24 protein-coding genes are annotated in these 20,311 nt (G+C 60.2%); 12 read left to right on the top strand and 12 right to left on the bottom strand.

The window, feature by feature from the left end:
• Position 1 precedes the first annotated feature (1 nt).
• The 7 genes from CF161_RS32180 (at position 2) to recX (ending at position 5,470) form a co-directional block, all read left to right on the top strand.
• Positions 2-1,789, top strand: a complete 1,788-nt coding sequence (locus CF161_RS32180) for a phage tail protein (protein ID WP_020296558.1) — start codon at positions 2-4, stop codon at positions 1,787-1,789.
• The gene (locus tag CF161_RS32175; RefSeq protein WP_084471699.1) at positions 1,786-2,148 is read left to right on the top strand and encodes a tail fiber assembly protein; all 363 of its coding nucleotides are present in this window, start codon (positions 1,786-1,788) and stop codon (positions 2,146-2,148) included. The genes CF161_RS32180 and CF161_RS32175 overlap by 4 nt, the downstream gene beginning before the upstream one ends.
• A gap of 47 nt (positions 2,149-2,195) precedes the next feature.
• Entirely contained in the window at positions 2,196-2,759 is a 564-nt protein-coding gene (locus CF161_RS10520) for a glycoside hydrolase family 19 protein (RefSeq protein ID WP_020296556.1), read from the top strand.
• Positions 2,741-3,277, top strand: coding sequence for a lysis system i-spanin subunit Rz (locus CF161_RS32170; RefSeq protein ID WP_084471697.1), 537 nt, complete (start codon positions 2,741-2,743; stop codon positions 3,275-3,277). Before CF161_RS10520 ends, CF161_RS32170 begins: the two co-directional genes overlap by 19 nt.
• Positions 3,278-3,360: 83 nt before the next feature.
• Positions 3,361-3,861, top strand: coding sequence for a CinA family protein (locus CF161_RS10505; protein WP_020296554.1), 501 nt, complete (start codon positions 3,361-3,363; stop codon positions 3,859-3,861).
• Positions 3,862-3,944: 83 nt separating this feature from the next.
• Entirely contained in the window at positions 3,945-4,997 is a 1,053-nt protein-coding gene (gene recA, locus CF161_RS10500; protein ID WP_020296553.1) for a recombinase RecA, read from the top strand.
• Positions 4,998-5,005: 8 nt separating this feature from the next.
• Entirely contained in the window at positions 5,006-5,470 is a 465-nt protein-coding gene (recX, locus tag CF161_RS10495) for a recombination regulator RecX (protein WP_020296552.1), read from the top strand.
• 43 nt (positions 5,471-5,513) lie between these two features.
• Here the strand turns inward: recX and CF161_RS10490 are convergent, their stop codons facing one another.
• Positions 5,514-6,632, bottom strand: coding sequence for an LOG family protein (locus tag CF161_RS10490; protein WP_020296551.1), 1,119 nt, complete (start codon positions 6,630-6,632; stop codon positions 5,514-5,516).
• Between the two features lie 551 nt (positions 6,633-7,183).
• Positions 7,184-7,609: a PA3611 family quorum-sensing-regulated virulence factor gene (locus tag CF161_RS10485; protein ID WP_020296550.1), complete on the bottom strand. Its 426-nt coding sequence runs from the start codon at positions 7,607-7,609 to the stop codon at positions 7,184-7,186.
• Positions 7,610-7,797: 188 nt separating this feature from the next.
• Here CF161_RS10485 and CF161_RS10480 point away from each other — a divergent pair, with 188 nt between their 5' ends.
• Entirely contained in the window at positions 7,798-8,520 is a 723-nt protein-coding gene (locus CF161_RS10480) for a tRNA-uridine aminocarboxypropyltransferase (protein WP_020296549.1), read from the top strand.
• Here the strand turns inward: CF161_RS10480 and CF161_RS10475 are convergent.
• A complete protein-coding gene (locus CF161_RS10475; protein WP_020296548.1) occupies positions 8,492-9,403 on the bottom strand; it encodes a DMT family transporter in 912 nt (303 codons plus the stop codon). The genes CF161_RS10480 and CF161_RS10475 overlap by 29 nt on opposite strands.
• 25 nt (positions 9,404-9,428) lie before the next feature.
• Positions 9,429-9,650 carry a hypothetical protein gene (locus tag CF161_RS32805; RefSeq protein WP_156882676.1) on the bottom strand — a complete coding sequence of 74 codons (222 nt, stop codon included), beginning with the start codon at positions 9,648-9,650 and terminating at the stop codon, positions 9,429-9,431.
• Between CF161_RS32805 and erdR the strand changes: the two genes are divergently transcribed.
• Complete coding sequence (gene erdR / locus CF161_RS10470) at positions 9,643-10,293, top strand: response regulator transcription factor ErdR (RefSeq protein ID WP_020296547.1); 651 nt, start codon at positions 9,643-9,645, stop codon at positions 10,291-10,293. The two genes, CF161_RS32805 and erdR, sit on opposite strands and share 8 nt — an antisense overlap.
• Positions 10,294-10,370: 77 nt before the next feature.
• Positions 10,371-10,733 carry a diacylglycerol kinase gene (locus tag CF161_RS10465; protein WP_020296546.1) on the top strand — a complete coding sequence of 121 codons (363 nt, stop codon included), beginning with the start codon at positions 10,371-10,373 and terminating at the stop codon, positions 10,731-10,733.
• Here the strand turns inward: CF161_RS10465 and CF161_RS10460 are convergent.
• A complete protein-coding gene (locus tag CF161_RS10460; RefSeq protein ID WP_043229099.1) occupies positions 10,730-11,656 on the bottom strand; it encodes a LysR family transcriptional regulator in 927 nt (308 codons plus the stop codon). The genes CF161_RS10465 and CF161_RS10460 overlap by 4 nt on opposite strands.
• A 135-nt stretch (positions 11,657-11,791) precedes the next feature.
• Between CF161_RS10460 and fpr the strand changes: the two genes are divergently transcribed.
• Positions 11,792-12,571, top strand: a complete 780-nt coding sequence (gene fpr / locus CF161_RS10455) for a ferredoxin-NADP reductase (RefSeq protein WP_003443014.1) — start codon at positions 11,792-11,794, stop codon at positions 12,569-12,571.
• A 67-nt stretch (positions 12,572-12,638) separates the two neighbouring features.
• Here the strand turns inward: fpr and tsaA are convergent, their stop codons facing one another.
• From tsaA to rimO, 6 genes are all read right to left on the bottom strand, one after another.
• Positions 12,639-13,334: a tRNA (N6-threonylcarbamoyladenosine(37)-N6)-methyltransferase TrmO gene (gene tsaA / locus CF161_RS10450; RefSeq protein WP_020296544.1), complete on the bottom strand. Its 696-nt coding sequence runs from the start codon at positions 13,332-13,334 to the stop codon at positions 12,639-12,641.
• A 73-nt stretch (positions 13,335-13,407) separates the two neighbouring features.
• Positions 13,408-14,178 carry an SDR family oxidoreductase gene (locus CF161_RS10445; RefSeq protein WP_020296543.1) on the bottom strand — a complete coding sequence of 257 codons (771 nt, stop codon included), beginning with the start codon at positions 14,176-14,178 and terminating at the stop codon, positions 13,408-13,410.
• A gap of 130 nt (positions 14,179-14,308) precedes the next feature.
• Positions 14,309-14,776 carry a DUF1456 family protein gene (locus tag CF161_RS10440; RefSeq protein WP_020296542.1) on the bottom strand — a complete coding sequence of 156 codons (468 nt, stop codon included), beginning with the start codon at positions 14,774-14,776 and terminating at the stop codon, positions 14,309-14,311.
• Between the two features lie 72 nt (positions 14,777-14,848).
• Positions 14,849-15,559, bottom strand: a complete 711-nt coding sequence (locus CF161_RS10435) for an rRNA pseudouridine synthase (protein ID WP_020296541.1) — start codon at positions 15,557-15,559, stop codon at positions 14,849-14,851.
• Positions 15,560-15,641: 82 nt separating this feature from the next.
• Positions 15,642-16,115, bottom strand: a complete 474-nt coding sequence (locus CF161_RS10430) for a GNAT family N-acetyltransferase (protein WP_020296540.1) — start codon at positions 16,113-16,115, stop codon at positions 15,642-15,644.
• Between the two features lie 120 nt (positions 16,116-16,235).
• Positions 16,236-17,573, bottom strand: coding sequence for a 30S ribosomal protein S12 methylthiotransferase RimO (gene rimO, locus CF161_RS10425; RefSeq protein WP_020296539.1), 1,338 nt, complete (start codon positions 17,571-17,573; stop codon positions 16,236-16,238).
• 368 nt (positions 17,574-17,941) lie between these two features.
• Here rimO and CF161_RS10420 point away from each other — a divergent pair, with 368 nt between their 5' ends.
• Positions 17,942-19,783, top strand: coding sequence for a potassium transporter Kup (locus CF161_RS10420; RefSeq protein WP_371106521.1), 1,842 nt, complete (start codon positions 17,942-17,944; stop codon positions 19,781-19,783).
• 166 nt (positions 19,784-19,949) lie between these two features.
• Here CF161_RS10420 and CF161_RS10415 read toward each other — a convergent pair whose 3' ends face one another.
• The gene (locus CF161_RS10415) at positions 19,950-20,225 is read right to left on the bottom strand and encodes a DUF3077 domain-containing protein (protein ID WP_020296536.1); all 276 of its coding nucleotides are present in this window, start codon (positions 20,223-20,225) and stop codon (positions 19,950-19,952) included.
• Positions 20,226-20,311: the final 86 nt, after the last annotated feature.

Below are 20,311 nucleotides of genomic sequence, written 5' to 3'. Positions count from 1 at the left end.
AATGGATTACCCGAAGAGTGTACCCAGCGTTGGGCTGGTGAATGGCAAGTTTGTCGACGAGAACCCGGTCACGGGCCAGGTCGGATCACTGATTTCCTCCGAGTGGGGCAATGCGGTGACCGACGAGTTGCTGAACGTGATTCGTGCCGGCGGCGATGAGCCGCTCGAGGCCGAGCATGACCAGCTATTGGCGGCGATCAAGGCGATTGTCAAAGACTCCATTCCACCGGAAAAGATCAGGACGACATTGGCGGCGTACGGGATTACCGATGCGTACACCAAGTCGGTGACCTACACCAAGGCCGAGATCGAAGCATTGTTGAAGAACATGTCGGCGTTGCCGGTGGGAGCCATGGTGCCGTTTCCCAAGGGGACGGTGCCGGCGGGGTTCCTGGAAGTGGATGGCAGTGTGCAGAGCATTGCGGCATTGCCGGATCTGGCGGCGTATTTGGGGACTGCGTTCAACACCGGTGGTGAGGGGGCGGGCAACTTTCGCTTGCCGGAGTCGCGTGGGGAGTTTTTGCGTGGGTGGGATCATGGGCGGGGAGTGGATGCGGGGCGGTCTGTTGGCAGTTGGCAGGCGGATGCGTTTCAGGGGCACTACCACGCTAGCGCAGCCGATACAGCTAGACCATATTCGACTGGCGGAACCACAGGTGACTACCTCGCCCGTTTTGGGACGGGAAATCCAACAACAAACGGAGTACGAGAAGCAATTAATAATGGCGTCGATGGTTCGCCGCGAACCGCTTCCGAAACCCGTCCACGGAACCTAGCGGTCATGTGGTGCATTAAGGCCTGGAACGCCCCTATCAATCAGGGCCAGGTCGATGTGGCGGCGCTAGTGTTGGAGATGCAGAAGCTTCGAGCATTGTCCGGTTTCGGCGGCCATAAAGGATTGGTGGTTTCCGCTACTGGCACCAATGCGATTATCTCCGTCAAGGCTACAGGCCTTATTGTTGGAAGTGGCGCCACCGCGCAGGCCTTGAATGGCGTAGATGTGAACATCAACCTTCAAACACCGGGGTTGAATGGTCTTGATGTTGGCTCACTGGCGGCTTCAAGTTGGTATAGCTCCTGGGTTGTGACAAATGGCGCTCAAGTGGCAGGTATTGCTGCGCTGATGCCGGTTATTCAGTGCGTTACTACCGCTGGCTCTTCAGTGGTAACGGGCATTGCCAGCACAAGTTCAATGCGTCCGGGAATGCGTTTTGGTGGAACGAGTTTCCCGTCAGGTGCATTTATAAAGTCTGTGGATTCTGAGGGGCAGATTACTGTCAGCGTAGTTGCGAATGCTACTGCCGTGAATAGCATTTTGCGTTTTGTTTATGATCCAGTTTTACCTGCTGGATTTGTCGCTGTTCGTGTGGGGGCGTTTCTTACAGACTCGACGACTAACAGGTATCCGCTGAGGTTTATTCAGAATGGGAAAACTGCAGAGTATGCAAAGCTGTCAGCAACTAACGTAGCGGAGTTTCCGGTTGCCGCCAGCGGCGGGACTGGTTGGGTAATGACCGCAATTAGTTTGGCGGCATTTGTACCGCCAACTGCAACCACTGTGAAAATTGTAGCCGCATTGACTACGTCGGAAGCGTATTCCGATATTTCTGTAGCCCCTGTAGTTGGCTACGCAAACAATGATTACTCTGGAATAAATGGTCCTTCGCTTTTTGGCTATCTCTCGGGTGGCTTCCAAGCAAATGTGATGCTTCATAGTATGGGTATGGCTTGGAACTCAAGAGCTGCAAACGGAAAGATAATTATTCTTGGATGGGAAGATAGTTTATGAGCGGCTATGCAGTTAGAAATGATGGCCAAGGATGGCGCGCAGTTGATGGGAAAGATGATGTGGGCGTTGATGAGTGGTATTGCCTAGATAATCCTCCTGATCCGGTTTCACTACCACTCACTTTCAAAGAGTTGGAAATGAAGGCCAAGGATGACAGAGATAAGCTTCTCGCCATCGCTGCAAACCGCATGGGGCCATTGCAGGACGCCGTTGACACCGACAACGCCACAGTTGATGAACTTGAATATCTGAAACTCTGGAAGCAATACCGTATCGCCCTGAATCGGATCGATAAACAGGATGGCTTTCCCCAGGTGATTGATTGGCCGGTCACACCCGACGGAATTCCAAACCTCTAAGCGACCCGTACTGACGGGGCATTTTTTATGAGACTCGAACCTCACCCATGCAAATCACCGAACAACAACTGCAACAAATCCTCCCCAACGCCCGCCGCCAAGCGGGCGTTTTTGTTTCTCCACTCAACACCGCCATGGCCCGTCGGCAGATCGATACGCCGAAGCGTCAGGCGGCCTTTCTCGCTCAGATCGGGCATGAATCCGGGCAACTGCAATACGTGCGTGAACTGGGCAGCGATCAATACCTGAGCAAATACGACACCGGCACCCTCGCCGCGCGCTTGGGCAATACGCCGCAAGCCGATGGCGATGGCCAGCGTTTTCGCGGGCGCGGGCTGATTCAGGTCACCGGGCGCAGCAATTATCGTCGTTGCAGCCTGGCGCTGTTCGGCGATGAGCGCCTGCTGGAGCTGCCGCAACTGCTGGAGCAGCCGCAATGGGCCGCCGAGTCGGCGGCCTGGTTCTGGGAACAGGGCGGGCTTAATGCCCTGGCCGATCGCGACGAGTTCAACAGCATTACCCGCCGCATCAACGGCGGTTTGAATGGGCTGCAGGATCGCTTGCAGCTCTGGGCTCGGGCGAGGGCGGTGTTATGCCAGCCCTCGGTCTGAACCTCGCAACTTATCGGGTGCTAGGGGTTGTCGTGCTGTTGGCCGTCGTGGCCGGCGGCTCGGCGGCGCTGGCCTGGCGTATTCAGGGTTGGCGTTACGCCGGGCAATTGGCAGAACAGGCTCGATTGCACAGTGAGACCCTGGATCAACTGGCCCTGTCGGCTGCAACGCAACAGCGCGCCGAGCAGGATAAACGCCTGGTGCTGGAGCAACAGCTGCAGGCCAGCGAGCAAGTTCATTACCGAGCATTAACCGATGCACAACGTGATCAAGGTCGCTTGCGCGATCGCCTTGCCACTGCTGATTTGCGCTTGTCAGTCTTACTCGACGCCGACGATCCACACGCCGGCTGCCCAGTGCCAGCCTCCGCCACCAGCGGCGGCCTGGTTCATGCAGGCTCACGAGCCCGACTTGACCCGGCGCATGCTCAACGAATTATCGCCATCACCGACGCCGGAGACCGCGGACTGATTGCCCTGCAGGCATGCCAGGCCTATATCAGGGCGATCCGTCACTGACATTTTGATCCAGACTGTGTCTTGCAAGCGCAACCTGCTGGTGTACGGTAAGTCACTTGCCAGCCCCATCAGGAGAGGCCTCCGTGAAAGAAATCACTCAACTCGCCGCTGAACTTGGCAGGCGCCTGCAGCTGCTCAATGCCCATGTCACGACGGCCGAGTCCTGCACCGGCGGCGGAATCGCCGAAGCCATCACTCGTATTCCCGGTAGCTCGGCCTGGTTCGAGGCCGGGTATGTCACCTATTCCAATCGGCAGAAAACCCAGCAGTTGGAAGTGCCTGCCGAGCTTTTCGCCTCGGTGGGCGCGGTCAGCCGCGAGGTGGTCGAGGCCATGGTGCGCGGCGCCCAGGATAAAAGCCTGGCCCATTTCGCCGTGGCGGTGAGTGGGGTGGCCGGGCCGGACGGGGGCTCGCCACAGAAGCCGGTGGGCACCGTCTGGCTTGCCTGGGGCGCGGGAGAGACGCTGGTCAGTGAGCTGCGGCACTTCTCCGGTAACCGGGATGAGGTCCGCCGACAAACGGTGAAGGCCGCGCTAGAGGGGCTGCTGCAACATGCAGCGGCAGAAATCTCAAATCAGGGGTAGGCGATCCTCAAGCGCTGTGGAATAATACTGGCTACTTATACAGGTGTTGGCCGTCAGGCCTTATTGATTACGTGAGGACTTTAATGGACGACAACAAGAAGAAAGCCTTGGCTGCGGCCCTGGGTCAGATCGAACGTCAATTCGGCAAGGGTGCCGTAATGCGTATGGGCGATCAGGACCGTCAGGCGATCCCGGCTATTTCCACTGGCTCTCTGGGTCTGGACATCGCGCTCGGCATTGGCGGTCTGCCAAAAGGCCGTATCGTTGAAATCTACGGTCCGGAATCTTCCGGTAAAACCACGCTGACGCTGTCGGTGATCGCCCAGGCGCAAAAAGCCGGCGCCACCTGCGCATTCGTCGACGCCGAGCACGCCCTGGACCCTGAGTACGCCGGCAAACTGGGCGTCAACGTCGACGACCTGCTGGTCTCCCAGCCGGATACCGGTGAGCAGGCCCTGGAAATCACCGACATGCTGGTGCGCTCCAACGCGGTTGACGTGATCATCGTCGACTCCGTAGCCGCTCTGGTACCAAAGGCTGAAATCGAAGGCGAAATGGGTGACATGCACGTGGGCCTGCAAGCCCGTCTGATGTCCCAGGCGCTGCGTAAAATCACCGGTAACATCAAGAACGCCAACTGCCTGGTTATCTTCATCAACCAGATCCGTATGAAAATCGGCGTGATGTTCGGCAGCCCGGAAACCACCACCGGTGGTAACGCGCTGAAGTTCTATGCCTCGGTTCGTCTGGATATCCGTCGTACTGGCGCGGTGAAAGAAGGTGATGAAGTCGTTGGTAGTGAAACCCGCGTCAAAGTCGTGAAGAACAAGGTGGCTTCGCCGTTCCGTCAGGCCGAGTTCCAGATTCTCTACGGCAAGGGCATCTACCTCAACGGCGAGATGATCGATCTTGGCGTGCTGCATGGCTTCGTTGAGAAGTCCGGTGCCTGGTATGCCTACAACGGCAACAAGATCGGCCAGGGCAAGGCCAACTCGGCCAAGTTCCTGCAGGACAATCCGGATATCGCGGCGGCCCTCGAGAAGCAGATTCGCGACAAGCTGCTGACCCCGGCTCCGGATGTCAAAGCTTCGCCAGCCAAAGAAAGCGTTGCTGACCTGGCTGATGCTGATAGCTGATTGAGCCAATGACCGCCGTACTCGATACCCTCGTCGCGGTGCGGCGAACTGCAATGGACCTGCTCGCGCGACGCGAGCATGGTCGAGTCGAGCTGACGCGTAAACTGCGTCAGCGCGGCGCCCCTCCTGAAATGATCGAAGAGGCACTTGACCGTCTGACCGAAGATGGTCTGCTCTCCGAAACTCGTTACCTCGAAAGTTTTGTCTCCTACCGTGCCCGTTCTGGTTACGGCCCTTTGCGTATTCGCGAAGAGCTGAGTCAGCGTGGCTTGCAGCGCGGCGATATCGAACTGGCCTTGCGCGAGTCGGGGATTGACTGGCAAGAACAGTTGCAGGACGTCTGGCGCCGCAAGTTTGCTGGCCATTTACCGATCGATGCCCGTGAGCGCGCCAAGCAGGGGCGCTTTTTGAGTTATCGGGGGTATTCGATGGAGCTGATCAACCGCTTGTTCAGCGGTCGCTCAGACGACTGATAATGTGGCCCTGCCCTGAAAGGCTCGGGCCACCCCGTGCTGATCAAGTGACCTTGATCGGCTCCCTGACTCGATGTTGCGTCTTGGTCTGAGTATTGGCCCAGTTTTCCGGCAGGTTGATAAAGTCGATCAGTTCTCGCAGGCGACCGTTGTTGCGAGCATTGAAGGTGAATGCCAGGCGAGCCAGGTGGCTGAACTGGGGTTCGTCGTGCTCTTCGCCGCTGTAGGCATGCTGATGAAAGTGATCACTCAGGCATAAATCGGCAAAAGTGGCCTGCATCTGTTCCAGTGCCCCATCGCTGAGTTTGTGGTTCATGCGGATCACAAACTGGTGCTTCAGCCAGCGGCTGGAGTGGAAGTTGGCGTAGAACTGGTTGATTTCCGCCACTGCCTCCTCGGTGCTGTGCACCAGGCGCATCAGCTTCATGTCGGTGGGCAGGATGTAATGATTGGCCTCCAGTTGCTGCTGGATAAAGTCCAGCGCGCCTTGCCAGAAACTGCCTCCGGGAACGTCCAGCAGCACCACTGGCACCAGCGGGCTTTTACCGGTCTGGATCAAGGTCAGGACTTCCAGGGCTTCATCCAGGGTGCCAAAACCGCCAGGGCATAGCACCAGCGCATCGGCTTCCTTGACGAAAAACAGCTTGCGCGTGAAGAAGAAGTGGAACGACAACAGGTTGTGGGTGCCGCCGACCGTTGAGTTGGCGTGCTGCTCGAAGGGCAGGGTGATATTGAACCCCAGGCTGTGATCGAGGCCCGCACCTTCATGGGCGGCTGCCATGATGCCGCCGCCGGCGCCGGTGATCACCATCAGGTCGGAGCGGGCGAGGGCGGCCCCCAATTCCCGGGCCATGCCATAGAGCGGGTGTTCGATCGGCGTGCGTGCCGAGCCGAATACCGTGACTTTGCGTCGACCCTTGAACTGTTCCAGCACGCGGAACGCATGCTCGAGTTCGCGCAGGGCCTGCAAGGTGATTTTGGCGTTCCAGCGGTTCAGGTCATCCTGGGCCATGCGCAGCACGGTCAGGATCATGTCGCGATAAAGAGGGATATTCGGGCTGTTGGGGGCAATCAGGCTGAGTTGCTCTTCGACCTTGCTGGTGAGGTCGATACCCTCGTTCTGAAAATGACGGCTGAGTAGGTCACTCGGTTCGTAAGGCATTAAAAACTTCTCCTTCTGCACAGAACCTTCGGCACGGGCGAGGTATTCACCAGCGCCACGACACTGCATGTGTCGCTATTCGCCCAGACCTTTTTTGCCTGAGCTTTCTGACTGGCCGCGGCCGTCACTGAGTGGCCTGGCGAGCAGAATACCGATTCTGCTTTTCCTTGTTTGAGACAACAGTTGCACGGCAAGACGTTATCGGGCTCCTCCGCTGCCCGAGGCAGTTAACGGCAGTACGTTCTGAATGACTCGATCATGTGCCCACAAAGTCTTGCCTGGCAACAGGATATTGGCGATTTGCCAGGTGATTCAGCGACAGATCAATGAGCGCCGCCAACCCGCTATGGGCGGATAAGCACCCTATCGCGCCAACAAGACATGCAGGTGTCAGCGTCAGAGGGAACGGCAGAAGGAGATAGGAGAAGTCGATTGCTGTCAGCTTGAGGGCATCGGCGGCGCTTGCTGGATGGGAGCGCCGTGGACGTCAGTGCAGGCTTGCCGGTCGAGCTGCGGATCGATGATCGGCAGCTGCGCCAGCCAGTGGGTAATTACTTTTTCTTGGCGGGGGTGGCTGCGGGGCAGTCGGATTCCTGGAAGCGCGCCGAGGCCACTGGGCGGTTGGTGCGGTTCTCGGTGAACTCGTAACGCATGATTGCGCCCCTGGCCATCAACTTGCGGTAGTTCGGATTACGGCAAACGCTGGCGCCCAATTGCAGATAGACCGCTTTGGGGTTCTCACGCATTTTTGCCGCGTGGTCGGCTTGCACACTGAGGTGGTTGATCAGCTCTTTACCTTCAACCGTGTAGCCTTGGTCCAGGATGTTCTCGTTAACTTCCCGGGGTGTACCGACATTGCTTTCTTCAGCCACTTTCTGCAGCGTTTTGTTCAGTTCGAAGTCTTGCAACGACGCAGCCTGGGCACTGAAGGGCAGGGCCAGCAGCAGGGCAACGGTGGGGACGATAAAGCGCAACATGAAACTCTCCTGGTGCAGTGACTGATGCTTCGACCAGCCGCTGGGCTGTGCGTTCAGTGGCGCGAATTATAGGGGAGTGCTAGGAAGGCGGTACAGGTTTGCGCAGATAGCTCTGATAAACTTGCGCGACTTTTACCCTGCTGAGTGCTTTTCGTGTCGATTCTTCTGCTTTGCCGGGGCTGCTTGCGATGAGCCACGCTGTTTCCCGTTTGCGCGCCCAGCGCCTGGCCCGTGCCGTCAAACCCTTCGTTGCACGAGGTTCGCGGGCCGAACGCTGCCCCGGCTGCCGGGTTATTCCCTCCCATTGCCTGTGTGCCTGGCGGCCCAAGGTCTCGGCCAAATCGGCCATGTGCCTGGTAATGCATGATGTGGAACCGCTCAAACCCAGCAATACCGGCTGGCTGATCGCTGACGTGATCGATGAGACCAGCGCATTCCCCTGGTCGCGGACCGAAGTCGATCCCGAGTTGCTGGCGCTGATTGCCGATCCGCAATGGCAGCCGTACATCGTTTTTCCGGGGGAGTTCGTGGCGTCAGAGCGGGTGGTGAGCGAGGTTCGTCTGGAGGAGGGCAAGCGCCCACTGTTTATTCTGCTGGACGCGACCTGGAGCGAAGCGCGCAAGATGTTTCGCAAGAGCCCGTACCTGGAACACTTGCCGGTGCTCAGCCTGGAACCTGAGCAACTGTCGCGCTATAAATTGCGACGCTCCAAGCGCGACGACCACTTTTGCACGGCGGAGGTGGCCGCGTTATGCCTGGAACTGGCCCAGGACCCGCTTGCCAGTGAGGTGCTGGACGCTTATCTGGACGTGTTCAGCACTCATTATCTGGCGGCTAAATATCAACAGGTCATCGACCCCGATGACGAGGTCCATAACCGGATCAAGCCCTTTCTGCCGTCTGCGCCGTAAGCGCTTGCGGCTTTCTGGGCCAGAGTTGCGCCACCAGCATGCCGCTGAGCATCAGCGCACAGCCTATATAGCCGCGCATCTGCAGGGATTCATCCAGTAGCCAGGCGCCGGCAATGGCGGCGAACACCGCTTCCAGCGACAGAATGATCGCCGCATGGGAGGCGATCGCGTCCTGTTGCGCGATCACCTGCAAGGTGTAGCCGATGCCCACCGCAATCACCCCGCCATACACAATGGCCGGGCCGGCAGCGACGATCGCGGCCCATTCAATGGGCTCAAGGCACAGGGCCAGGATCAGGCTGACCATCGAACAGGTGGCGAACTGCAGAAAGGCCAGGCGAATCGGGTCGTGACGGCTGGCGAAGATGCCGACCAGCACCACGTGCCCACCCCAGACAAAGGCGCCGATCAACTGCAGCCAGTCCCCGGAGGCCACCGTGAAGCCCTCGCTGACACTCAGCAGAAACATCCCCACCACCGCCAGCACTGCGCCGAGCCAGGTGCCCAACCCGGTCTTATGCCCGATTAGCAGCCCCAAAAGTGGCACTACAATGACGTAGAGCCCGGTGATGAAGCCGGCGTTGGTGACGCTGGTGAACATCAGCCCGACTTGTTGCAGGTTGATGCCCAAGGCCAATGCCAACCCCATCAGGCCGCCACCGAGTAACAGGCCCCGGGTCAGCAGTGGCTCAGCCTTGGGTTCACCGCGCGGGCGGCGCAGGACCAAGGGCAGCAGGCACAGCGAGCCGAGGGCAAAGCGCAGGCCGGAATAAAGGAAAGGACCGATGTGGTCCATGCCCGTGGTTTGGGCGACAAAGGCCGAGCCCCAGATAATGGCGGTGACCAGCATCAGGACATCGGCACGCAAGGCTCGGCTTCGCATGATGGCTCTCTTATTAGTTAGCCGGCTACGATGCCGCAAAGCTTGGAACTTGACCACCCCGGCTTCGCTGGGCATGCTTGGCGCCGATTAGGGCGCGACCGAAGTTTGAAACGCCGCTTTCCCGGGCTCTTGGCGTTGATCGTGCTGTTTTCAGGTGGCGCATTCTGGCGCGCATCTGTGTTGTTTTGGTGAGGGCCGAATGCATCGGTTCAGCCATAAAAAACAGGATCATTTGAAAAATGGCCACATACGAAATCCTGATAGCTGATGACCATCCACTGTTTCGTGGTGCACTGCATCAGGCGCTGACCCTGGGCCTTGGCCCTGATGTGCGGCTGGTGGAGGTGGCGAGTATTGCCGAGCTGGAATCGCGCTTGAGCGAGAAGGCCGACTGGGACCTGGTGCTGCTGGACCTGAACATGCCCGGTGCCTACGGTTTTTCCGGGCTGGTGCTGTTGCGCGGTCAGTACCCGCAAATCCCGGTGGTGATGGTTTCGGCCCAGGAAGAAGCCTCGGTCATGGTGCGTTCCCGTGAGTTCGGTGCCAGCGGTTTCATTCCCAAATCCAGCCCACTGGAAGTCATTCAGAAAGCAGTACGCAGCGTGCTCGACGGTGACGTCTGGTGGCCGCCGCAGGCGTTTGAACAGGTCAGCGTTTCTGCCGAAGCCAAGGCCGCCAGCGAAGGCCTGGCCAGCCTCACACCGCAGCAGTTTCGGGTACTGACCATGGTCTGCGAAGGGTTGCTGAACAAGCAGATCGCCTACGAACTGAGCGTGTCGGAAGCGACGATCAAGGCCCACGTCACGGCCATTTTCCGTAAGCTCGGGGTACGTACCCGAACCCAGGCCGCCTTGCTCTTGCAACAACTTGAGTCAATTTCCAGCCACTGATGGTTGGTTTGTTCACGCTTTTTTGACTCTTGTTGAACTAGTTTTCCCACTTCTTTTTTTGCTCAGTTGCCTACCTTATGTCGCCTTTCAAGGGTCAAACCGGTCTTAAACGCATCCTCAACGCCTCCGGCTACTCCTTCGATGGGTTGCGTGCCGCCTTCACCGGCGAAGCCGCATTCCGTCAACTGGTGCTGCTCAACGTCATTTTGATTCCGGTGAGCTTCTTGCTGACCGTCAGCCGGGTCGAGCGCGCGTTGCTGATTGCGGTCTGCCTGCTGGCGCTGATTGTCGAGTTGCTCAATTCGGCGGTGGAAGCAGCGATCGACCGGATTTCCCTGGATCGCCACCCCCTGTCGAAAAACGCCAAGGACATGGGCAGCGCCGCGCAGTTCGTGGCACTGAGCATGATTGCCGCCGTATGGGCGGTGATCCTGATCTAGGGAATGCTCGGCAGCACGATCTCGTCGCTGCGTTGCACGCCGGCGGTGAACGCGCGGCACAGTTCCAGGAACTCGCGCATGGCCGAGGTCTGGTACTTCTGTTTATGCCAGATGAAGTAGAACTGCCGGGCCAGGTCCAGGTCCGGGGTTTCCACCGGCACCAGGCTGCCACGGCGGAAGGCATCGCGCAGGGCCAGGCGGGAGATGCAGCCAATCCCCAAACCAGACTCCACCGCGCGCTTGATGGCCTCGGTGTGTTCCAGTTCCAGACGGATATTCAGCGCGCTACGGTGATGGCGCATCGCCTGGTCGAAGGTCAGGCGTGTGCCTGAACCCTGTTCCCGCAAGATCCAGGCCTCGTGGGTCAACTCCGCCATGGTCGCGTGCCCACGTTTGGCCAGGGGGTGCTGGGGCGCGCAGAACACCACCAGCTCATCTTCGACCCAGGTCTGGACTTCAATATCAGGATGACTGCAGTCGCCTTCAATTAGACCCAGATCAATTTCGTAGTGGGCGACCTGTTGCACGATATGCGCAGTGTTCTGTACATGCAGCTTCACCTGGCTTTCCGGATGGACCTGCATGAAGCTGCCGATCAGCAAGGTGGCCAGGTAGTTGCCGATGGTCAGGGTGGCGCCCACCGACAGCGAGCCGAAGCCGGATTTGCCGTTGAGCAGGTCTTCGATTTCCTTGGCCTGGTCCAGCAGCGCCACCGCCTGTGGCAACAGCTGTTTGCCCAGGGCGTTGAGGCTCAGGCGCTTGCCCGCGCGGTCGAACAATTGGCAACTCGATTGCCGTTCGAGCTCGCTGATCGAGGTGCTCGCGGCGGATTGGGAAAGGGCCAGCAACCCGGCTGCGCGGGACACGCTTTCCTGCTGGGCAACGGCGACGAATACTTGAAGTTGACGGAGAGTAAATCGCATATCGATATAACCGATAACCCTTATCTTAATAATCCATTTAACAGATATTGTCGCCGCCATTAGAATGCTATGCAATTGTGCTCAGCTCATTGTGCACTGAGCTTGCGCAGACAACTTTCCAGGAGTTCCCCGTACATGAGCAACATGAACCACGAACGTGTCCTCAGTGTTCACCACTGGAACGACACGCTGTTCAGCTTCAAGTGCACCCGTGATCCGGGCCTGCGCTTCGAGAACGGTCAGTTCGTGATGATCGGCCTGCAACAACCCAACGGCCGCCCGCTTATGCGCGCTTACTCGATTGCCAGCCCGAACTGGGAAGAGCATCTCGAGTTCTTCAGCATCAAGGTTCCTGATGGTCCGCTGACTTCCCAGTTGCAGCACTTGAAGGAAGGCGACGAGATCATCATCAGCAAAAAACCGACCGGCACCCTGGTGCTGGACGATTTGAAGCCGGGTAAACACCTGTACCTGCTCAGCACCGGTACTGGCCTCGCGCCCTTCATGAGCGTGATCCAGGATCCGGAAACCTACGAGCGTTTCGAAAAAGTGATCCTGTGCCACGGCGTGCGCTACGTCAACGAAGTCGCCTACCGCGAATTCATCACCGAGCACCTGCCGCAGAACGAGTTCTTCGGTGAGGCGCTGCGTGACAAGTTGATCTACTACCCCACCGTGACCCGCGAGCCGTTCGAAAACGAAGGCCGCCTGACCGACCTGATGCGCAGCGGCAAACTGTTCAGCGACATCGGCCTGCCGCCGATCAACCCGCAGGACGACCGCGCCATGCTGTGCGGCAGCCCGAGCATGCTCGACGAGACCAGCGAAGTGCTCAACAGCTTCGGCCTCAAGGTGTCGCCGCGTATGCGCGAGCCGGGGGATTACCTGATCGAGCGCGCCTTCGTCGAGAAGTAAGCGCCTCGCTCCACTAAAAAGCCCGCGTTGCCTGAGAAGGTAGCGCGGGCTTTTTTGTTTCTGCGGTTCAGGCGGCGGGGACCACTTCCAGTACCCGAATCAGGCCGGGCTGCGGGTAATGCCAGCGCACATCCAGGTCCCAGAATTGCGCGCCGTACTGGCGCTCCGGCGTGGGTGCCTGATAGGCCGGCCGCGGATCCTGGGCCAGGCACTGCTCGATCAGCTCGACCAAGGGTTCCTGCAGGCGCTGAGCGTGCGTATGAGCCTGCTGCAGCGCTTCGTCGGCCCAGTGCACCGGGATCAGGTGCGGCGCGGTGCTGGCGATGTTGTTGTGGGCGCTGTCGATGATGTCGGCGTAGGGCACGTAGGGTTTGATGTCGAGGATCGGCGTGCCGTCCAGCAGGTCGATGCCGGAGATCCACAGGCGGCCGGCTTCAACCTTGTCCAGCTTGACCACCGACTGGCCGATGCCGTTGGGGCGGTGGGTGGCGCGGGTGGCGAACACGCCCATGGATTTATTGCCGCCCAGGCGCGGCGGACGCACCTTGAGCCGCGGTTTGTCCTCCAGCGCCTGGTGGAACACAAACAGCAGCCACACATGGCTGACCTGCTCCAGGCCCTGGACCGCGTCGCCCTGGTCGAATGGCGCCACCAGCTCCAGCACGCCGCGCGCGGCCGGGGCCAGTTGTGGCTGGCGCGGGATGGCGAATTTTTCCTTGAAGCAGGAACGCACGAAGCCGATGGGGGAAACGCTGTAGGTCATGGTCAGGGGTCGAGGCCGGGTGAGGCGCGCATGATAGCGCACCCGGCGGCCAGCGCCCGCGAACGCCGCTGGTTCAGAGGCTGAAGCCGCCATCCAGCGGGATGATGTTGCCGGTCATATAGGCCCCGGCGGTACTGGCCAGGCTGATGGCCAGCGCGGCCATTTCCTCTTCGCGGCCCCAGCGCCCCATGGGGATCAGCGCGGTGTCGTCCGCCAGTGCCTGCTCATCGTTGCCGATGTGCTGGGTCATCTTGCTCGGAAAGCGCCCTGGAGCGATCACATTGACGTTGATGTGCTGGCTGACCAGCTCGCGCGCCAGAATCCGCGACAACTGGTGCAGGGCGGCCTTGCTCGGGCCGTAGGCGTACGCTTGTTCGCCAAAGGAAGAAATGCCCGCCACCGAGCCGATATTGATGATCCGCGCCGGGTTCTGCGCCGAGCCGGCTTTGCGCAGCAGCGGCAGGCATTGCTGGATGCAGGTGAAGACCGAGGTCACGTTGAGCTGCATGACCTTTTCCCAGCCCTTGACCGGGTAGCTCTCCAGGGGAGCGCCCCAAGTGGTGCCGGCGTTGTTCACCAGGATGTCCAGCTGTGCGACCTCCTGCTCCAGCTGCGCAACCAATTGCTGCACGCCTTCTTCGGTGGCCAGGTTGGCGGCCAGGCCCCGGCATTGCCCCAGGGCGCCGAGCTCTTCGGCGGTTTGCCGGCAGGCCTCGGCATCGCGCGCGCACACGTAAACGCTGGCGCCGGCCTCGACAAAGGCCTTGGCGATCATTTTGCCGATACCACGGGTGCCGCCGGTCACCAGGGCGGTGCGGCCTTGCAGAGAGAAGTAGGGATGCATGGCGAGTCCTGAGGGCTTGGAGTAGGGGCTTACCCTAGTCGTCAGGCGGGTGCAGCGGAGCCACTATTTTTACAGGGAATACGGCGTCATGCGCGGAGGCGGTGACCGCAGTCAGCCGCCTCCGAGGTGCTCAGGGACGGACGCGCAGGGTCAGGCCCTTGAGGAAATTGCGCAGCAACTGGTCGCCACACGGACGGTAGTTGGTGTGGCCGAACTTGCGGAACAGCGCGCTCAACTCAGGCTTGGACACCGGGAACTCGGCGGCCTTGAGGATGGCGTGCATGTCGTCTTCCTTGAGTTCGAAGGCCACCCGCAGCTTTTTCAGGATGATGTTGTTGGTCACCGGGACTTCGATCGGCTGCGGCGGACGGCTTTCGTCCTTGCCACGCTTGAAAATCACCAGGCCGTCGAGGAAGTGCGCCATGACTTCATCCGGGCAGCGGACGAAGCCTTCTTCGTCTTCCTCTTTCTTGTCGAGGTAGGTCACGAGATCAGCCAGGGCCACGTCCATGCCGCCGAGCTTGATGATCTCGATGACTTTCTTGTCGCTGATGTCGAGCATGTAGCGCACGCTGCGCAGTACGTCGTTATGAATCATGGTGTGCAATCCTGATATTCAGCAGTGGGCGCCGCAGAGGCTGCGGCGCCGAAATGTAAGGCGGCAGAGGTCTTAGAACTTCTCTTTGCCGGACAGGTAGCGCCATTGCCCCAGGGGCACTTTGCCGATGGACACGCCGCCGATGCGGATCCGACGGATGGCGACGACCTTCAGGCCGACGGCCTGGCAAAACAGAGCGATCACGCCCGGTTGCGGGTTTTTCATGGCAAAGCGCAGGCGGTTTTCGTTCTGCCAGCTGGCTTTGACCGGCGGCAGCTCCTTGCCCTTGTAGGTCAGGCCGTGGTTCAGGCGGTTCAAGCCATGGGCCACCATGTCGCCTTCAACCTCGACCACGTATTCCTGCTCGATCTTGCTGGCATCGGCGGTGAGCTTGCGCAAAATCTTCCAGTCCTGGGTGAACACCAAGAGGCCGCTGGCGTTGGCCTGCAAGTCGCTGCTGGCGGTCAGGCGCAGGAAGTGCCCCTTGAGCGGGCGCTTGCCGTAGCGATGCTCCTCGCTCAGGGTGTCGGCGCTGATGCTGGCCATGGCGCTGTCTGCGTCCATGCCCACCGGCACGTTCAGCAGAATCGTCACCGGCTCCGGCGCGGTGGCCTTGGCCTCCGGGTCGAGCTCGACCTTCTGGTTCTCGACCTTGAACTGTGGCTCGTCGATCACCTCGCCATCCACCGTGACCCAGCCGCCCTCGATGAACAGCTCAGCCTCCCGGCGGGAACAGCCGACGAGTTCGATGAGGCGTTTGGAGAGACGAATCGGGTCAGTCATGACAGGGGCCGCAGTAAAAGGGGGTGGGCATTGTACCTGCCTGGCGCCGGTTAATCCCGGGTCCATTTGCCGGCTGTGGCTTTTAGCCGCGTCCGGCTTGCAGGTGCGGCTGTTTCAAGCGCATGTGCAGCAGCGGATAAGGTTGGCCCATGCCGTCGTGTTCCGTGCGGCCGATGACTTCGAAGCCTTGCTTGAAATAGAACCCCAGGGCCTGGGGATTCTGCTCGTTGACGTCCAGCTGGCAGGCATTCAGGTGCTCGACGGCGTACCTCAGCAACTGCCGGCCCAGGCCCTGGCCGCGATGGGCCGGGTCGATAAACAGCATCTCGATCTTGCCCGCGGCCACCCCGGCGAACCCGGTGATCTGCAAGCGATGATCGCGGGTGCAGATCAACATCACCGCATCCAGGTAGCGGGTCAGCACCAGGTTTTTCAGCAGTTCGATGTAGCTGTCTGGCAGGAAGTCGTGGGTGGCGCGCACCGACGCCTCCCAGACCCGGGTCAGTTCCACGTAGTCGCTGTTTTTCGGGGTGTGGATGATCACGTGCTGGCGCATGCCGCCGGGTCCTGTGTTGTGCCTGGCCGCCGTGATGGAGGCCGTGTGTTGAGAAAACGATAGACCTAAAAAAGCCCCGCATCTCGGGAAGAGAGCAGGGCTTTTCGATTTTTTTACCCGTTACAGGGTTTCGGCCCAGAGGTCGTATTCGTCGGCGTCGATGACCCGGCACCAGACCTTGTCGCCCGGCTTCAGGTCGCCTGCGCCGTCGATAAAGACGTTGCCGTCGATTTCCGGGGCGTCGAAGAAGCAGCGGCCGACCGCGCCATTCTCGTCGACTTCATCGATCAGCACTTCGATTTCCTTGCCGATGCGCTGTTGCAGACGCGCCGAGCTGATTTCCTGCTGGTGCGCCATAAAGCGCTCCCAACGGTCCTGCTTGACGTCATCGGGCACCACGTCCAGGTCCAGGTCGTTGGCCGGCGCGCCTTCCACCGGCGAGTACTGGAAGCAGCCGACGCGGTCCAGCTGGGCTTCGGTCAGCCAGTTCAGCAGGTACTGGAAGTCTTCTTCGGTTTCACCCGGGAAGCCGACGATAAAGGTCGAGCGGATGATCAACTCGGGGCAGATTTCGCGCCAGTTCTTGATCCGCGCCAGGGTCTTGTCTTCGAAGGCCGGGCGTTTCATGGCCTTGAGGACTTTCGGGCTGGCGTGTTGGAACGGGATGTCCAGGTACGGCAGGATCTTGCCGGCGGCCATCAGCGGGATCAGTTCGTCCACGTGCGGGTACGGGTACACGTAGTGCAGGCGGACCCAGACGCCGAGGCTGCTCAGGGCTTCGCAGAGCTCGGTCATGCGGGTTTTCACCGGCGCGCCGTTCCAGAACCCGGTGCGGTATTTGACGTCGACGCCGTAGGCGCTGGTGTCCTGAGAGATCACCAGCAGCTCTTTCACGCCGGACTTGACCAGGCGCTGGGCCTCGTCGAGCACATCGCCCACCGGGCGGCTGACCAGCTTGCCGCGCATCGACGGGATGATGCAGAAGCTGCAGCTGTGGTTGCAGCCTTCGGAAATCTTCAAGTAGGCGTAGTGGCGCGGGGTCAGCTTGATGCCTTGGGGCGGCACCAGGTCGATCAGCGGGTTGTGGTCCTGGCGCGGTGGCACCACGTCGTGCACGGCGTTGACCACCTGCTCGTACTGCTGCGGGCCGGTGACGGCCAGTACGCTGGGGTGCACGTTGCGGATAGTGCCTTCTTCCACACCCATGCAGCCGGTGACGATGACTTTGCCGTTTTCCTTGATGGCTTCGCCGATCACTTCCAGGGATTCAGCCTTGGCCGAGTCGATAAAGCCGCAGGTGTTGACGACCACGACGTCAGCGTCCTGGTAGGTGGACACCACGTCATAGCCTTCCATGCGCAGTTGGGTAAGGATGCGCTCGGAGTCGACCAGGGCTTTCGGGCAGCCCAAGGAAACGAAGCCGACTTTCGGGTTGGCCGGCGTGGAGGGGGTGGACATGTCTAACCTCGGTATGGTGTCGAATCACTTGGGGGGCAAGTGCGACGGTTGGGCGCTGGCTGCGCCTCTGATCAAAAAGTGCGCAATTCTAGCGATGCTGAAAGCACTTGACCAGCTTTATGCAGGGAAATACGACGAGTGCTGCGCTATGCTTCGCGCCGTTGCTTGCTAGTGAAATGACGCAGTCAACCGTTCGTCTGTAACAACAGGTAAAACAGCGCATGCTGCGCAGGTTTTAAGGCTTGGCGTGTTCTTGTTGCCAGGCTTTTCATATAAAGCCCCGGTCTGGGTAGTAGGAGTGGTGGTAGATGGGTCAGGCAAGTAGTCAGGCGGTGGGCGGCGAGCATTCCGGGGCCAAGCCTCTGGGGATGCTGGTGGCGGCGGTCGGGGTGGTGTACGGCGATATCGGTACCAGTCCGCTCTACACCCTCAAAGAGGTGTTTTCCGGCAGCTACGGGGTTCAGGTCAATCACGATGGCGTGTTTGGCATCCTGGCGTTGATTTTCTGGTCGTTGATCTGGGTCGTCTCGATCAAGTACGTGCTGTTCATCCTGCGGGCCGATAACCAGGGCGAGGGCGGGATCATGGCCCTGACCGCGCTGGCGCGGCGTGCAGCGGGGTCCTATCCACGCTTGCGTTCGGTGCTGGTGATCCTCGGACTGATCGGCGCCGCGCTGTTCTATGGCGACAGCATGATCACCCCGGCGATCTCGGTACTGTCGGCGGTGGAAGGTCTTGAGCTGGCGTTCAGTGGCCTGGAGCGCTGGGTCGTGCCCTTGGCGCTGGTGGTGCTGGTGGCGCTGTTTCTGATCCAGAAACACGGCACCGACCGCATCGGCAAACTGTTTGGCCCGGTGATGGTGGCGTGGTTCCTGGTCCTGGGCGGCTTGGGGATCAACGGCATCCTGCAACACCCGGAAGTGCTACAGGCGCTGAACCCGGTGTGGGGTGTGCGTTTCTTCATCGTCCATCCGGGCATGGGCGTGGCAATTCTCGGCGCGGTGGTGCTGGCATTGACCGGTGCCGAAGCCCTGTATGCCGACATGGGCCATTTCGGGCGCAAGCCCATCGCCCGTGCCTGGTTCGCCCTGGTGCTGCCAGCCCTGGTGCTGAACTACTTCGGCCAGGGCGCGCTGCTGCTGGAGAACCCGGAGGCTGCACGTAACCCGTTCTACCTGCTGGCGCCGAGCTGGGCCCTGATTCCGCTGGTGGTGCTCTCTACCCTGGCCACGGTCATCGCGTCGCAGGCGGTAATTTCCGGGGCGTTCTCCCTGACTCGTCAGGCCATCCAGTTGGGTTACATCCCCCGCATGTACATTCAGCACACCTCCAGCGCCGAGCAGGGGCAGATCTACATCGGCGCGGTGAACTGGGCGCTGATGGTCGGGGTGATCCTGCTGGTGCTCGGTTTCGAGTCTTCCGGGGCCCTGGCTTCGGCCTACGGCGTGGCGGTGACCGGGACCATGCTGATTACCAGCATCCTGGTGTCGGCGGTGATGCTGCTGCTGTGGAAATGGCCGCCGGTACTGGCCGTGCCGGTGCTGGTGGGGTTCTTGCTGGTGGACGGGCTGTTCTTTGCCGCCAACGTGCCCAAAATCCTTCAGGGCGGTGCCTTTCCGGTACTGGCGGGGATTGTGCTGTTCATCATGATGACCACCTGGAAGCGCGGCAAGGAGCTGTTGGTGGACCGTCTGGACGAAGGCGGCCTGCCGCTGCCGATCTTTATAGGCAGCATCCGCGTGCAGCCACCGCACCGGGTCCAGGGCACGGCGGTGTTCCTCACTGCGCGCCCGGACGCCGTGCCCCACGCCTTGCTGCACAATTTGCTGCATAACCAGGTGCTGCACGAGCAAGTGGTGTTGCTGACGGTGGTTTATGAGGATATTCCGCGGGTGCCGGCGCAGCGGCGCTTCGAGGTCGACTCTTATGGCGAAGGCTTCTTCCGGGTAATCCTGCACTTTGGTTTCACCGACGAGCCGGACGTGCCGGAAGCCTTGAAGCTGTGCCATCTGGACGACCTGGACTTCAGCCCGATGCGCACCACTTACTTCCTCAGCCGCGAGACGGTGATCGCCTCCAAGCTCGAAGGCATGGCCCGCTGGCGCGAAGCGCTGTTCGCCTTTATGTTGAAAAACGCCAACGGCAACCTGCGCTTCTTCAAGCTGCCGGTGAACCGGGTGATCGAACTGGGCACCCAGGTCGAGATTTAACCCGGCTGCCAAAAGCCCCCGTTGCCTTGCGGCAGCGGGGGCTTTTTTGTTTTTACGGTTCTGTAGGAGCGGGCTTGCCCGCGATGACGGACTGGCCATCGACATCCAGGCTGATGACTGAGCGGTTTCTCCCGGAGCCCACCGGCCCCGAGATCGCCCTTGGTCTTTACGCGGCTAGCGCCTGCACCACATCGTCCACCACCGCCTTACCCATGGCGGTCAGGTAGTGCGCTGCCCAGGCGTGGCGGTCGCTGTCCTTGTTATAGGCGGCGTCCTCGGCAAAGGCTTTGGCCAGGGACAGCAGGTCGGAGGCTTGGGCCAGGGCGTCGCCAATGGGCAGGCCGGGGCTGACCTGGAACAGCGGGCGTTCCGAGCAGTAAAGGAAAGTGCTTAAGCCGATAGTTTTCAGATCTGACAGTTGAGGCAGGTTCGCATTGTTCATGGTCCAACTCCTGAATTTGAGGAGCTACCACGTTCGTTTCCAAGCGAATGGGTGGCAGCTGTACGCAGGTTGGAAAACCGGGAATC

The organism is Pseudomonas sp. CF161, assembly GCF_000416215.1.
GTDB lineage: Bacteria > Pseudomonadota > Gammaproteobacteria > Pseudomonadales > Pseudomonadaceae > Aquipseudomonas.
This window is presented reverse-complemented; position numbering and strand designations above follow the sequence as displayed.